Here is a 14,244-nt window from a genome sequence, read left to right as displayed (position 1 = left end):
CCGGTCTCTATTGTCATTTTTAGAAAGCGCTGTTTTCGTATGGATTGTTGTTAAAATTTTAAAGCCGATTTTAACGTAATAAAAAGCCCTTTAGCAGGTGGGTACTAAGTTTGCATGCTCTTTTCTCATAAAAAGAGTCAACTTTACGAAAAAAATAGGTCTTGAAATCCTATTTTGTATTCAAAGGAACAAAGTTTGAGAAAAGAACCTTAGAAAGAGAGGAATTCGCGATGGGTTTCTACGAACAATTAAAGCGTGCAATAGCTGTCTATGATGAGATTCTCAGACAGCCGCACAGGACGGAAATTGCTCGTGAATTAAGAGATGAAGAGGACCTGTTTATGTTGTTGTGCTTTTCAGAAATGCTCGGTCTGCCCAACCCGGCATTTTACTACACACTTGAACTATACCCTGCCATTATCGAGCGTTTTCATGATTGGCATCTTAGGGCCGGGATGGAAAAGTCACCGCTTGAAGGAATACGCTGCTGCTAGGAGGAAGTACTATGGATATGCTGGAAAAGAAGATCTATTTTATCGGCGGAAAAGGCGGTGTTGGCAAAAGTACAACATCCGCGGCAATGGCGCTTTTTCTTGCGCAAAAAGGAAAGAAGATATTGCTGGTTTCAACAGATCCTGCCCATAATACAGGCGATTTATTTCATCGTAATTTCAGCGGTGGAAAGATCGAAAAAGCAACGGAGAATCTGGACGTACTGGAAATTGATTCGGAGCAGGAGTCAAGGAACTATATTAATGGAGTTAAGGGAAACTTGAAAGGCCTGGTCAAAGCGACGATGCTGGAAGAGGTCAACAGGCAGATCGATATGGCAGCATCTTCGCCTGGGGCAGAAGAAGCCGCGCTGTTTGACAAAATCACCTCATTGATTCTTGAGGAAATCGCAAACTATGACGGCATTGTTTTTGACACAGCACCTACTGGGCATACAATCCGGCTTCTGACACTTCCGGAATTGATGGGCGTCTGGATGGACGGGCTGTTGGAACGGCGTAAAAAGGTGAATGAGAATTACGCACAGTGGATGAATGATGGTGAAATCGTTGAAGACCCTTTATATGACAAGCTGAATGAACGAAAAAACCGCTTCAAGCGTGTAAGGGAAATCCTGCTGGATGATACCCAAACACAGTATGTGTTCGTTCTTAATGCTGAAAGGCTACCAATCCTCGAAACCGCCAAGGCAATTGATACTTTGCACGAGCATGGAATTCATGTTAACTCAATCGTAGTCAATAAGGTCATTCCAGACGAAGCAGATGGAAGGTTCATGGAGCAAAGAAGAACGAACGAGAGAGTGTATCTTGATGAAATTAAAGACAAATTCAAGAATCAGAGACAAATTTTCCTGCCGCTCCTTGAGCACGATATTTCCTCGCTGGCCACATTGGAACTTATATCAGGCCTTTTAGGAAAACAAATCGATTATAATTTAAACCATCGTTAGAAGTGGTGTTTTCATTTTATATATTAGGGTTATATAAAAACATGGATAAGTTTTGAAACAGTATGGAAACTAAAGCTAATTGGAATTTGTAATATAGAAAGGGGCAAAAGAATGAGGCGAATCTTTCCCGGCTCGATTACAGCTTACAGTCAGTTTGGACATTTAAAGGTCCCTAAGAGTATTCGAAATATTTGTCCAGATTGCAAAGACAAAGTTGAGTTTGTCCTAAAATCGACTTATCAGAGCAGCAAACATGGATTGATGACAGAAAGTGCTTGCCCCTCATGCAAACAAAGTGTTCCGTTTATCATCATTACAAAAGAAAAAGAGACACAGCCTGATGTGTACATATATGATCCCCAGAGCTCGACAGATCCGTCAAGCCAGATTCAACACATACCCAGAATACCTGAAGAATTGGTCAGGGCTTATCAATCTGCTGTCAGTGTCCATCTTTCAAAAGAGAATGCTGCGACTGCAGTACTGGCCAAGCGGGTCTTAGAGAATGTACTTAAAAACTTTTTAGGCGATAAAGCTAAGGGCCTTACTCTTGACCAGCAATTCGAAATACTTCCGGACCATATCAATTTAGTAAAACCAGTCACATCATTAGGTCCATTGATGGCATCTGAAGGCGGACTTCATAAAATGCTTGAGCTGGAATCCGAGATGGATGATGAAATGACAGAACTAACAATGGACTTATTGAAGGATTTGATTCAATACCTATTCGTATTGCCAGGAAAAATAGGAATGACCCGAGAACAAATTGAAAAAAAGTTAAATTAACTCGATTACAAGCACCTTCCTTGGAAAGAAGCGCTTTTTGCTAGAGGGAAATAAATCGATGAAAAACCGGAAAAACGATCCGTCATCCTTTATGGGTGGCGTTTTCTGTTGCAGCTAGAACCCAGCTGTTCTTATGGTGCCGCGATTTTCAGCATTTTGTAGAAATCTTCTCGATTATATGCTTCGTAAAGTAATCTTTCATGATTGAAAATGGCGTAATACGGCAGCGAATCGCTTTTCAAATCAGGAAATTGCCGACGTGCTTCCTCAAGGTTGTTAACCTTCAAAGAATGTGCCTTATGTACATATTTGTTATTTACCTGTTCAAGAGCCCAATTTTCCTGCAGCGCTTCTGGTTTATACAGTTCTAGTACAGCCAAGTAGCCTGGTTCTTCGGCGAGTTGTGCCTGATAAGCAACCACTTCTTCAATGATTAATGGAAAAGCATAATGATAGACTTGATCTCCGCTGGAGGCCTGTATGATTACTGTACTTTGGCCAGCCACATTGTTAAAAGTATAGGTATTATCAAAAAATGTTTCAAATGGAAGGTTCCCCATCTCCAAATCTCCATCTCCCTGTGAGCGGTAGATGGAAATATTGTCAATTCCGGCTTCTTCGGGAAAAGTGATCTTCATTTCGCTGAACGGCTTCACGCTGACAGGCAGCAAATCATGGAACAGGATTGGTGGCTCATCCTGGTCGACGACAGGTCCGGTGCCTTTTTCTACCCAGGCAAATGTACCTGATTTATATAATACTTCCTGGCCTCCAACGGTTATTACTGCTACTGGAATGCTAAATGACGGTTCTTTTTCTTGTTCTGGCATAAGGGTTCGGAATCCATCTATGGTGAGAATCAGCAATATAGCTAATAGGACGAGTCCATACGGAAGCCATTTACTTGTCATGGTTAGTATTCTTTGAAGTTAGCATCTTTTCAATTTCCTCATCCGTTGGCGGTGGTAACACTGGGTTTAGATGACCACTCAACTTATCGATTTTCTTATGCAGTCGTACTACATCAATGAGTATGAACAACAGTAAAACAATGGATAACAACGTCAACATAAAAAACACCTCACTTTTTTTCAATATAAAACAAAAGGCATGGAATAGAAAGGTGAAATTGGATAAAATTTGCGCTGCGCACTGGATTATTATACTATCTTAGGGAGTACGAATGGTGGTGTTGCAGTGGAAATTACAAAGCATTTATTAATGAATCTCTCACTTCTTCTTGTCCTTTTGTTTTTTACACAGCTAATCATCGAAAGACAAGTAAAGGAAGAGAGCCGAGAAAGATATCAATTATTCTATTTCATTATATCGATTTTTACATGTTATATTTTTTCGGTACAAGTCCAGGATGGCATTCGCTTTGACCTTCGACAGGTGCCGATGATTCTTGGAAGTCTCTATACTGGATATAGTTTTCTGCTTGCAGGTGTCACGATCCTTATGAGAGGTTTTTTAGGCATAAACGATGGCTTCTGGGTCTCAGTGGGGGTCTTTGCAGCCCTTGCCATCCTTCTTAAATGGATTCATCCCTGGTTCAACAGGCTAACCTTGAACAGCAGGGTCGGTATCTCTGTTTTATTGACCGTAATCACTTCCTTTTTGTTAATGCAAATGGTCACTGTAGTCAGCGAACCAATCAGACACCCGGAAGCCTGGATCAGTTTCATTTTGATTCCCGCACTAACTTCAGGTCTGGTCAGCTATTCAATTGAGACAATTCGTCAAACTTTCATTATCCGACAAAGACTAGCGAAAGCCGATAAAATTGAAGCCGTCAGCCATTTAAGTGCGGCTATTTCTCATGAGATCCGTAATCCGCTTACAACTGTAAAAGGATTCCTGCAACTGCTCGGAGAGAATGATTATCCTGATGAAAAGAAAAAGGAATTCATCGATATTGCGGTCCAGGAATTAAATCGTGCTGAAGAGGTCATTAATGACTATCTAACTTTTGCAAGACCTGCATTTGAAAAGGAAGAGCAAATTGAAGTCGATAAGGAATTGAATCAGGTTCTTAATGTACTAAATCCATTGGCTAACCTTAATGGTGTGAAAATAATGAAAAAATATAGTCCTGAATTAGTCATATCAGGGGATTGTTCGAAATTCAAGCAAGCATTCATCAACCTAATCAAGAACGGTTTGGAGGCTATGCCAAACGGCGGGGAACTAATCGTTCAAACCTTCAGCACAGGGACTGTGATCCATATCCTCGTGAGAGATACAGGTCTCGGGATGACTGAAGAGCAGATTGCCCGCCTGGGAGAACCATACTATACGACAAAAGGGCAGCAGGGAACTGGGCTTGGCATGATGGTGACTTTCAGCATCATCCGTGCAATGAGAGGTAAAGTTGAAGTTAAAAGCCAGGTTGGCATAGGGACAACCTTCCATATCCGTTTCAGCAATTTAATAGATGAAGAGTAACTAGATCCTTACAAAGATTGGGTGTGGTATTGGTTTTTTTCAACATTTCTCAGTAGAAACTCTGCCAGAAAAAAAACCACTTTTAACAGATTGTCAGGTTTGTCTTTTGTTGACAATAAAATCCATCATTGCTATATTGAAATTAGCTGATTGCACACGTATTAGGCACTTTGCAATTTGCTTATTCTAATGTTTGAAGACGTTTGAATAGGTCATGTATGAGGAACTAGTCGTTGTGATTTGCTAAATTTAATCATGGCTTGTTCGGCCGATCTAGGAGGATTTTTCACATGAAAAACGGTAAAGTTAAATGGTTCAATGCGGAAAAGGGTTTTGGATTCATCGAAGCTGAAGACGGCAATGATATTTTCGTACATTACTCTGCTATTCAAACAGAAGGTTTCAAAACATTAGAAGAAGGCCAGGAAGTATCTTTCGAGGTTGTTGAAGGTGCTCGTGGACCACAAGCTGCTAACGTTACTAAACTATAATTCTTAATTTGATCTTATAGCTCAGCCATCTGGCTGGGCTTTTTATGTACCAAAAAAATTATTTCGAAACCTTTCCAGTATGGAAAACGTAATATCGTTAACAACTATTTCACAAGGTGAGGTGTATAAAAATGGGTGTCTTCTTAACAATCGCGGCTGGAGCAGGGATACTCTTTGCCATTGCTTATTTTTCCGGCAATGGAAGCAAAAAGAAAGTTTTATTGAAGGAGAACATCCCGGACCACCTTGGCTTACTGGATGATGTGCCGGCTTTTGCTATCTTGAATAAATTAGAAAAATCTCTTTCTTATGAGTTTATAAATCAAGTGAAACTTCGTTTTTTAAGCGAACATCCCGAGATTTCCGATGATGAATTTGAATGGCGTCTATTTGAATTAAAACGATATTTTTTCCTTAATTCGTTTATGAAAAGCACGCCAATGTTCAGCAGCAAGGTCGATGAGATTTGGCATGAGATGCTGATGTTCACTAAGCAATATGAAGCTTTTACTGATAAATATCTTGGCAAAATGCTTCATCATACGCCAAACTTGGAACCGGAACCAGCACCACAGCAACGGGCGTTCTTTGATTGGGTGTTTGCTCAGCTTTTTGAAATAACAGAATACACATGGCAGACATGGGGAGACTTTTTCCATTATCCACTTGATCAGCAGCTACTCCAAAAAATCGGTTCACTTAGTGACGATGAGCTGAAACAGCAATTTTTCAAGGTTACTGATGATAATCAGGAACTTGTGAATTATTTAATCAAACAGCTGAGATCACAACTAAAAAAAGCGCAAGAAATGTACAATGTCGATAGAAAAGGGGCTTTTGAAAGGCCAGGACTTTTTGGTGACCTATCAGGACTGAGCCTGGTAATGGTGTTTTACTCTTACTATTACTTTGATGAATACTGGGATTATGCTCAAGCATATGCTTATTCACACCAGAATCATGGAACATCGGGCTGCAGTGCCGTTTTTTGCGGCTCAGGCGACATAAATGATTCACATAATGATGGAGGCGGCCACAGCTGTTCCAGCAGCAGTTGCTCTAGCTGTGGCGGAGGTTGCTCATCATAATAATGAAAACCTGCTAACAAGTAGCTAGCAGGTTTTTAACTTTGGATGAATTTTTTGATTACATTTTGCAAATTGCCTTCTGTCATAATGTCTGAAAAATCAATTCCCAGCTGGACTGCTGTCTGTGCAACCTCTGGCCGGATTCCTGTTACGATGGATTGAACGCCAAGCAGCTTTAAAGCATCCATAAGCTTGAAGATTTGATGTGCAACCATCGTATCAACCATCACCACTCCAGAAAGATCCACTATCAAAGTATTGATTCTGGCATCGATGCTTTGTGTGAGAGTTGATTCCATTAAGCCTTTTGCTCTCGTTGTATCGATTTCACCAATCAATGGCAAAAGACCGACTTCCTTTGTCAAACTAATGACTGGTGCGCTCAATTCTTTAATGAGAGTTGCTTGAGAGGCTAATCGATTCATAAGGATTTCCATAAAAACAACTATAAAACTTTCAAAGACATAATCAAGAGTATAATTGATTTTCGCTTCCCATGTAAAAACGTCGTCCAGTGTGATCTCCATTTCCGCCTGTTTTACGAATTTTTGAACGTATTCCCAATATACCCGGCGGAAAACGCCTGAATTCCAAGCAACTTCTGTCAGGTCAGTTTTAGATTTTATCCGGTCTGCTGCAGTCTGCCTCGTCCAGGACGAAATCGTTTCCTTCATCTCTTCCTCAGTCTGGAAAAGCGATTTAGCCACAAGACGAACATAATTTGAATTTTGGTCCTTTACCCTGTCCATTACTTCTGACGGAGCGTCAGCAGAGTAATCTGATCCCTTAATAACCCGCTGGCGTTTTAGCCACTCATCGGTAAAATTAGTGGCATTGTCGACAAGAAACTTGTATAACGCCTCTGTTTTTGTATCCATTTTAATCCCTGCTTTTTTGATTAGTCGTTATCTCTATTGTGAAAAACATGAACAGAAAAGTCAAATTTCAAATATAATCACTAATAGTTATCTCAACAGACTAAACTTGTGGAAAATCCAGGTAGATTTTAAAGAGAATGTTTGATAGGATAAGAACAAATGTTCTATAAATCTTTCCTTTTTTTGAGTGACCATTAAATTTTTGAGTTTGATATAATAGTAGCATTGTCAAATTGGCTTTTAAAAAATTATTTAAATAGATAACTTCTTATAGAAACAGGGGGATTTGCATGAAATTTATTCATACAGGTGACTGGCATCTCGGAAAGCTTGTCCACGGAATGTACATGACCGAAGACCAGAGAGAGGTATTGAATCAATTTATTGAGCTTGTCGCGGAAGAACAGCCTGATGCTGTTGTAATTGCAGGGGATCTATACGACAGGTCCGTACCGCCAACTGATGCAGTAGAGCTTCTTGACGAAATACTATTCAAAATCAACGTGGAACTGAACACGCCTGTTGTAGCGATTGCAGGCAACCACGACAGTGCAGAACGTCTATCATTTGGCAGCTCATGGTACCGCCATAATCATTTTTACCTTACCGGAAAAATGACGAACGACTTTAGGCCAGTGAATATAAGCGGGGTCAATTTTTACCTTATTCCTTATGCAGAACCTGGTGTCGTCCGCCATATGCTTGACGATTCTTCAATCCACTCCCATCAGGACGCGATGAAGGCCGTGATCGGCAAAATTGAAGAAAATCTGAATCCTGACGAAGCAAATGTTTTTGTTGGACATGCTTTCGTTCTCGGTGGTGACTCAAGCGATTCAGAGCGTTCATTATCGGTCGGTGGATCTGGCTGTGTCACCCAGGACCTGTTTGACCCATTTGCATTCACTGCACTCGGCCATCTCCACAGCCCAGACGCAATCAAACATGACAAAATAAAATACTCAGGCTCCCTATTAAAATACTCTTTTTCAGAGGCTAAACAGCGCAAATCGATTACAATCGTAGAAATGAACGAAAACGGCAGTTTTGATATGCGTTACAGGACCCTGAAACCGAAGCAGGATATGCGTGAATTGGAAGGCCATCTGGAACAACTTCTCGATCCTTCCTTTTATGAAAAAGAAAATATTAATGATTATTTAAAAGTAACTTTGCTTGACGATGGAGCCATAATCGACCCAATGGGCAAGCTGCGCCAGGTCTTCCCGAATGTTCTTCATCTTGATCGTAAAATTGAATCCATTGATCAAAAGCATAAGCAGCACTTCAACTCGATCAGGGAAGAAAAAAAGTCCGAGCTAGATCTTTTCGAACAGTTTTACAAGGAAATGACGACAAGCGAATTTACTGAAGATAAACGCGGTGTCATGACAGATGTGATTGGCAAAGTATTCAAGGAGGAGGGACAAAAATGAAACCTCTGAAACTGACGATGCAGGCCTTTGGGCCATATGCCGGTGCGGAAACAATTGACTTTAGGCAGCTTGAAAACCGGACGATGTTTGTCATTTCTGGCAAAACTGGTTCCGGAAAGACAACCATTTTTGATGGCATCAGTTATGCGATTTACGGCAAGGCAAGCGGTGAGGACCGGAATGGTTCCGACTTGCGAAGCCAGTTTGCGGATGATGAGTTATTGACTGAAGTTACGCTTGAATTTTCTTTGCGTCAAAAGACATACCAGATTACCAGATCTCCGCAGCAGGAAAAGAAAAAGAAGTCTGGTGAAGGAACGACTACTGTCGGTGCAAAAGCAGAATTATATTTAATTGACGAAAACGGAGAACTGCAGCTGCTTGCTTCAAATGTTCGCGAAGTGGATGAAAAGGTCAAGGAGATCATGATCATCGACAGCAATCAATTCCGGCAGATTCTGATGATCCCCCAGGGGGAATTCCGTAAGCTTCTAACGTCGGACAGTAAAGAAAAAGAAGTCATACTGCAAAGACTTTTCCATACGGAAATCTATAAAAGAGTAGAAGAAAAACTTAGAGAAGAAGCAACTGTCCTGAAAAAATCGGTTGAGGACCAGGTTGAGAAAAGAAATTCAGCCCTTCGCAGCATTAAAGCTGTCGAAAATGAAGAATTGATGGAATATGTAGAAGCTGGCAGTACAAACGATGTCCTGATCCTCCCGCTTTTGAAAGAAGAAATTGGCGCAATGGAAACAAAACTTGAAAAGTTGAATAAAGACCGTGAAAAGCTTCAGCTGGACCGCGATAAAATGCAGCAGCGTTTGTTCGAAGCGGAAGCAACCTTAAAACAAATCCAATCACTAGAAACCTTGAAGATGACAAAGGAAAAGCTTGAAGCTCAAAAGGACCTTTTTGAAGAAAAAGAAAAACAAACAGTGCTTGCAAAAAAAGCAGCCCTTCTGAATGCACAGGAACAGCTTTGCCACCGACTTAAGGCCGACCTGGACAGTATAACAAATCAGGTAAGTGTGATCACGAAGCGAATTGAACAATTAACAGCGAGACTCACAGCAGCCGAAAAAGAACACCAGAAACAAATTGATCGGGAACCTGAGCGAAAAGCAGCTGCTGAACAGGTTAACAGCCTTGAAAATATGAAGGAAGATGTACATGCATTCGCCAGCATAGCTGCACAGTTTGCAGAGCTAAAGCAAGCACTGGAATCATCGGTACAGAACCGGGAGAACAATGAAGCCAAGCTTAAGTCAACAGAGGAGCGACTTAAAGTCTTGCTTACAGAAAAGGAAGATGCCGAAAAGGCGCAGATTACTTATCTGGAGAATGACCGGAAATTGGAAAAGCTGCTGCTTGAATTGGACAAGCTGAAAAAGCTTGGCAACCACAATCAGAAAGTCAAACAGGTTCGTTCGAGTTTTGAAACCCGCAAAGGTCAGTTTAACCAAGCTGTTTCCAGACTGAATGATGCCAAAGCCGCAGTAGAAGCTCTTGAGCAAAAATGGCTGCATTCACAGGCTGCTGTTTTGGCTGCATCTCTGCATGAAGGTGGCGCTTGCCCTGTTTGCGGATCAGAGGATCATCCTGAACCCGCGAAAGCAACAGAAGGTTTTATCCCGACCGAAGAAGATCTAAAAGCTGCCCGGGAGCAGATCACTGGTGTTGAAAAAGAGAAGAGCGCTGCTGAAAAGTCTTATATTGAAACAGATACGACATTAAGGTCTATGATTGAAACAGGAGAAGAAATGATGGCTGAGGTCGTCAAATTCCGCCCTGACTTAGATGTTGACCAGTTAGCTGATGCCGTACTTCTGACTGAAAGTGATATTGAAAAGCTCCAAAATGAGCAGAAACAGTATTCGGTAAAAATAAAAGCCCTGGAAAAAATCAAAACTGAAATCAAAAGGTTTGAAGACGACAGAGAAAGGCTGAATAAGCAGCTGAAAGCTATCGACGAAAGCTATCAAAGCCTGATGATCCAGTATACAGAAAAGAAAACCACCCTAGAGAGAATAACAGGGAAAATACCTGAACAACTGCGCTCACTGCAAGTATTCGAATTGAAAATGAAATCAGCACGACTCTTACAGAAGCAGCTTGATGAGGAACTGGAGCAGGCCCGCAAAAATTATCAGGAAGCGAAAGAACTTCTGGGAACCGAAAAAGCACGGAGTGAAGAGGCTGAAAAGAGATTGAAGGAAATAGCTACGCAATTGACAGCCGAGCGCGAAACATTCAAAAACAATATGACATCCCAGGGCTTTGAAAACTATCAGGCCTATCACCAGGCGAAAATACCAGAACAGGCTATTCAACAGCTTGATGCAGACATCTTGAATTATCGAGAAGAAGTCAGGTCAGTAACGGATCGTTTCGCAGAGCAGTCTGAGATGCTAAAAGATGTCAAGAAGCCAGATTTGGAAGCACTTCAATCAGAATTCGCACAATTAAATAAAATAATCAAAGAAACAGACGAAGCATACCAGGATTTAAATCTTAAAAAACGCGATAATCAATCTATTATGGAACAGGTAGACTCTTTGAATGAGCAGATGAAGGTGCTTGAGGAAAAATACAAGCTAGTCGGCCATTTATTCGAGATTTCAAAAGGCCAGAACACATACAGGATTACATTCGAGCGCTTTGTCCTGGCAGCTTTCCTAGATGATATTCTTGCAGAGGCTAATGTAAGACTCAACAAGATGACGAGCGGACGATACCGATTATTACGAAAGACTGATCGTTCAAAAGGCAATGTACAGAGTGGATTGGAGCTTTTGGTTCTGGATGCATATACCGGACAGGAGCGGCATGTAAAGACATTGTCTGGAGGAGAAAGCTTCAAGGCGGCGTTATCACTTGCCCTGGGGTTGGCTGATGTTGTCCAGAATTACGCAGGTGGAGTTTCATTAGAGACAATGTTCATCGATGAAGGCTTCGGAACCCTTGATCCAGAGTCCCTGGAACAGGCCATTGAAGCATTAATCGATATCCAGAGCAGCGGCCGACTCGTCGGAATCATCTCCCATGTACCAGAGCTAAAGGAACGGATTGACGCAAGGCTCGAGGTCATCTCCACCCAAACAGGAAGCAAAACAGAATTTCATTTAATGAATTAAACTGAGAAATACAGCATCTTGAAATAGGTGCTGTATTTTCTCGATTATTCAGCAGCCTTTATATCATGAATGGTTTATGGGCTAAATAAGGAAGAAATGACATTGGTCAGCAGGGAGTTTTAGAATGGAATTTGAAGTTCAATATTTATCATTTTATGTTGTACAGGTAGAAGGCAAAGGTGAGCAGGCAGATAAAAGATATAAGCATTTCCAGACATTGAATGAGCAAGAATATGAATCAAGTCATTTAAAGGATTTTCTTGATGGCGAGTTCGCCAAAATCGTCAAGCGCAAGGTGGATCGCCATCCAAAAACAGATGAAGTTCCCACCAAGCTCGGCTACTTCATCGTTGAAGAGGGCCATGATTTAACCTCCAACCCAAACTTCAACCTCTTCCATCGTGTCCGTTTTGCAGAGTCAAAGGAAGACTTCCAGCAAGAGAGTGAAAAATTCGCCATTGCTTACGTAGATACAAGCGCAGTAAGAGGCGGAGCTTTCATTGTAGCAAGAGCCAAGCTGCGCAAGTTTTTTGATGATGCATTCGTGTTCATCCTGAAATGCGATTTCGAACCAAAGGTTGCCTCTATTTCCGATGAATCGACATTGATCCGGCAGGTGGAAATGGCGATAACGACGAAAAACATGAAATCAATACAGTATCCCTATATGCCAGAAGAGGGTATGATCCAGGATAATGAACTAAAAATCAACCAGTCCTCACATGCACGTTATTTCGAAGACTTCCTTAAATATGTAGAGTATGGCCAGTCGATGCCGGAAATCGTTAAGACTCAGGTCATAGAGATGGTCCGCGGTCATATGGAAGAAACCTTCGAGCCTGAAAGTGAAGAACGGGAGCAGCTGGAAAATGCAATGGAGATTTGGGCGGCCAGCGAAAAACGCGAGCTCCAGGAACGCTTCGAGCCCGAACAGGTCATTGAAGCAGCTGCACAGCTTATCGAACATACACCTGAACTGGAGCTTAAAATGAAACTTGACCACATTTCGGTAAAAGGACTGCTGGCTGATTACGGTGACAGCATCCATCTGGCAAAGATTAATGGAAAGTATGTGATCATGATTGAAGCCGACACCATCACCTTCGAAAAAGGCTTTTCTCCAGTAGAATTTGCAAAACCCGATGAAATTGGTACTGTAGTTGAAAGAATCAGGCAAAAGGGCTGATTCCCCATACACAGCAAGGCATATTCTATACTCATACACAGAAAAGCATTGGCATAATTGCCAGTGCTTTTTTCTTCTTGTCATCAACTTCATTTTCTGGTTACTATTGGAAGGAAGGAATGATTAAATATATAATTATGGTAGATTACCATTTTTATATGTGCTGCTATTTAAAACTAATCGATTAAGATAGTTAGGGTGAATACAATGGATGCTGTTAAACAAAATAGTCTTGCATGGGACAAGAAGGTTGAAAGTGAATCAGTTTATACTAAGGCGATTTCAAGAGAAATAATTGAAAAAAGCAAAGCGGGAGAATGGGAAATAACAGTTACGACTGGAAAACCGGTCCCAAGAAGCTGGTTTCCACAATCAATGGCAGGATTGAACGTTCTTTGCCTTGCTTCCGGCGGCGGACAGCAGGGTCCTGTTCTGGCTGCAGCAGGAGCTGATGTTACTGTTGTTGATATTTCAAAAAAACAGTTGGAACAGGATGAGTTTGTAGCGAAAAGAGACGGACTCAATTTAAGTACATTACAATGCAGCATGACAGACCTTTCAGCCTTCAATGATGAGCAATTTGACTTGATCATTCATCCAGTGGCAAATTTATTCGTCGAAGACATTTCACAAGTCTGGAACGAAGCATCACGAGTATTGAAAGACAAAGGGACGCTAATATCCGGCTTTACGAATCCTCTCTTATTTATTTTCGATGATGAAGAGGATATGAAAGGGAACCTGGTGGTGAAAAATAAGATTCCAACCTCGTCTCTTGACAACCTGACAGATGAAGAAAAGGAAGAATTTTTCAAATCAGATCAAACGATAGAATTCGGCCATACATTAGAGGAACAGATCCAGGGTCAAATTGATGCAGGTCTGGTCATTGCTGGATTGTATGAAGATGATTTTGGCGGCAGAAGACCACTTGATGAGTATATTAAATGTTTTGTAGCAACAAAAGCAGTTAAAATAAAACTTTAAACTGCTTAAGCCCTAAGTAACCTTAGGGCTTTTTCTACTTTATAAGTATGAACATTTTGCTCGCAAATTAGTGTCTAGCTTCAGCGCCTAGCCCCTCGAGTCGCTTGGCTAGTGTCTCCTCCTAGAAACTCCGAAACTNNCTTCTTTGTCGGAGTCTCCAGTTTTTGCGTTTCTGGACAGTCGGCTATACTTTTCGATTTCGATCCGCCCAATGAAGTCAAAGAACGACTTCACAGGTCGTCCCTCCGAGGCACACGATGTGCTAGACCCGCCAGCCACAGGACGTGGTGTTCTTTGGCGGGCAGCGCTTGTCGGGGCTGACCAAGGTGCTTACGCTTTTCT

13 protein-coding genes are annotated in these 14,244 nt (G+C 41.5%); 10 read left to right on the top strand and 3 right to left on the bottom strand.

Annotation, left to right across the window (positions count from 1 at the left end; genetic code table 11):
* Nucleotides 1–230 precede the first annotated feature (230 nt).
* From J7E32_RS03165 to J7E32_RS03155, 3 genes are all read left to right on the top strand, one after another.
* Nucleotides 231–494, top strand: a complete 264-nt coding sequence (locus J7E32_RS03165; RefSeq protein ID WP_214903436.1) for a cory-CC-star protein — start codon at nt 231–233, stop codon at nt 492–494.
* 11 nt (nt 495–505) lie between these two features.
* A complete protein-coding gene (locus tag J7E32_RS03160) occupies nt 506–1,465 on the top strand; it encodes an ArsA family ATPase (RefSeq protein ID WP_214903433.1) in 960 nt (319 codons plus the stop codon).
* A gap of 111 nt (nt 1,466–1,576) precedes the next feature.
* Complete coding sequence (locus J7E32_RS03155) at nt 1,577–2,254, top strand: hypothetical protein (protein WP_214903431.1); 678 nt, start codon at nt 1,577–1,579, stop codon at nt 2,252–2,254.
* Nucleotides 2,255–2,385: 131 nt separating this feature from the next.
* On the opposite strand, the gene J7E32_RS03150 is transcribed toward J7E32_RS03155, so the two are convergent.
* The gene (locus J7E32_RS03150) at nt 2,386–3,165 is read right to left on the bottom strand and encodes a hypothetical protein (protein ID WP_214903428.1); all 780 of its coding nucleotides are present in this window, start codon (nt 3,163–3,165) and stop codon (nt 2,386–2,388) included.
* A complete protein-coding gene (locus J7E32_RS03145) occupies nt 3,155–3,325 on the bottom strand; it encodes a hypothetical protein (RefSeq protein ID WP_214903425.1) in 171 nt (56 codons plus the stop codon). The genes J7E32_RS03150 and J7E32_RS03145 overlap by 11 nt, the downstream gene beginning before the upstream one ends.
* Nucleotides 3,326–3,451: 126 nt before the next feature.
* On the opposite strand from J7E32_RS03145, the gene J7E32_RS03140 reads away from it, so the two are divergent.
* The 3 genes from J7E32_RS03140 (at nt 3,452) to J7E32_RS03130 (ending at nt 6,281) form a co-directional block, all read left to right on the top strand.
* Nucleotides 3,452–4,702, top strand: coding sequence for an ATP-binding protein (locus J7E32_RS03140; RefSeq protein WP_214903422.1), 1,251 nt, complete (start codon nt 3,452–3,454; stop codon nt 4,700–4,702).
* 290 nt (nt 4,703–4,992) lie between these two features.
* Entirely contained in the window at nt 4,993–5,193 is a 201-nt protein-coding gene (locus J7E32_RS03135) for a cold-shock protein (RefSeq protein WP_214903419.1), read from the top strand.
* Between the two features lie 131 nt (nt 5,194–5,324).
* Nucleotides 5,325–6,281: a glycine-rich domain-containing protein gene (locus tag J7E32_RS03130; protein WP_214903416.1), complete on the top strand. Its 957-nt coding sequence runs from the start codon at nt 5,325–5,327 to the stop codon at nt 6,279–6,281.
* A 35-nt stretch (nt 6,282–6,316) separates the two neighbouring features.
* On the opposite strand, the gene J7E32_RS03125 is transcribed toward J7E32_RS03130, so the two are convergent.
* Nucleotides 6,317–7,159, bottom strand: a complete 843-nt coding sequence (locus tag J7E32_RS03125; RefSeq protein ID WP_214903413.1) for an STAS domain-containing protein — start codon at nt 7,157–7,159, stop codon at nt 6,317–6,319.
* A 290-nt stretch (nt 7,160–7,449) separates the two neighbouring features.
* Here J7E32_RS03125 and J7E32_RS03120 point away from each other — a divergent pair, with 290 nt between their 5' ends.
* The 4 genes from J7E32_RS03120 to J7E32_RS03105 all read left to right on the top strand — a co-directional run bounded on the left by J7E32_RS03120 (nt 7,450) and on the right by J7E32_RS03105 (nt 13,902).
* Nucleotides 7,450–8,595 (top strand): exonuclease SbcCD subunit D, encoded by a 1,146-nt coding sequence (locus J7E32_RS03120; RefSeq protein WP_214903410.1) that lies wholly within the window; start codon nt 7,450–7,452, stop codon nt 8,593–8,595.
* Nucleotides 8,592–11,729, top strand: a complete 3,138-nt coding sequence (locus J7E32_RS03115) for an AAA family ATPase (protein ID WP_214903407.1) — start codon at nt 8,592–8,594, stop codon at nt 11,727–11,729. Before J7E32_RS03120 ends, J7E32_RS03115 begins: the two co-directional genes overlap by 4 nt.
* Before the next feature lie 124 nt (nt 11,730–11,853).
* Nucleotides 11,854–12,915 (top strand): DUF3900 domain-containing protein, encoded by a 1,062-nt coding sequence (locus tag J7E32_RS03110; RefSeq protein WP_214903404.1) that lies wholly within the window; start codon nt 11,854–11,856, stop codon nt 12,913–12,915.
* A 207-nt stretch (nt 12,916–13,122) separates the two neighbouring features.
* Nucleotides 13,123–13,902: a class I SAM-dependent methyltransferase gene (locus J7E32_RS03105; RefSeq protein WP_214903402.1), complete on the top strand. Its 780-nt coding sequence runs from the start codon at nt 13,123–13,125 to the stop codon at nt 13,900–13,902.
* The last annotated feature ends 342 nt before the right edge of the window (nt 13,903–14,244 follow it).

Origin of the sequence: Bacillus sp. ISL-55, from assembly GCF_018613155.1 — a bacterium.
GTDB lineage: Bacteria > Bacillota > Bacilli > Bacillales > Cytobacillaceae > Mesobacillus.
Note: the sequence above shows the minus strand (reverse complement) of the source record. Positions and strands in the feature narration are given on the sequence as shown.